This is a genomic window from Gordonia sp. OPL2 (assembly GCF_003797825.1).
Taxonomy (GTDB): Bacteria; Actinomycetota; Actinomycetes; order Mycobacteriales; family Mycobacteriaceae; genus Gordonia.
Window position 1 is genome coordinate 1 of the sequence record NZ_RKME01000134.1, and the last position, 392, is coordinate 392.

Genomic DNA, 392 nt, shown 5'->3' on the forward strand with positions numbered 1-392 from the left:
CCGACGTGGAGGCCGCGAGGAACTTCTACGCCCCCCTATTCGGCTGGTCGTTCGAGGAGAAAGCGGTGGCCGGAGGCGACGAGCCTTACGTCATCGCCAGGAAGGGCGGCGACTACGCCGCGGGAATCTTGCGGGGAAAAAACGGGCGCTGGGTATCCAACATCGCCGTTGCGGACGTAGACGCCACGGTGGCCAAAGCGCGCAACCTGGGCTTCTTCGTGGTCGAAGAGCCGCGCGACTGGGGCGGCAAGGGCCGCGCCGCCACGCTGCGCGACCTCGAAGGCGCGGAGTTCGCGCTGTGGCAGGCGAAGGAGCCGCACACGGCGGAGCGGAACACCGCGGGCAGCTTCTGCTGGACGGAGCTCTTGACCAACGACCGCGAAGGAATGCAG

1 protein-coding gene is annotated in these 392 nt (G+C 67.9%); it reads left to right on the plus strand.

Annotated elements, in window-relative coordinates:
- Positions 1 to 392 (plus strand): VOC family protein (locus EEB19_RS26655; RefSeq protein ID WP_187590320.1); only part of this gene is annotated, 392 nt, incomplete at both ends.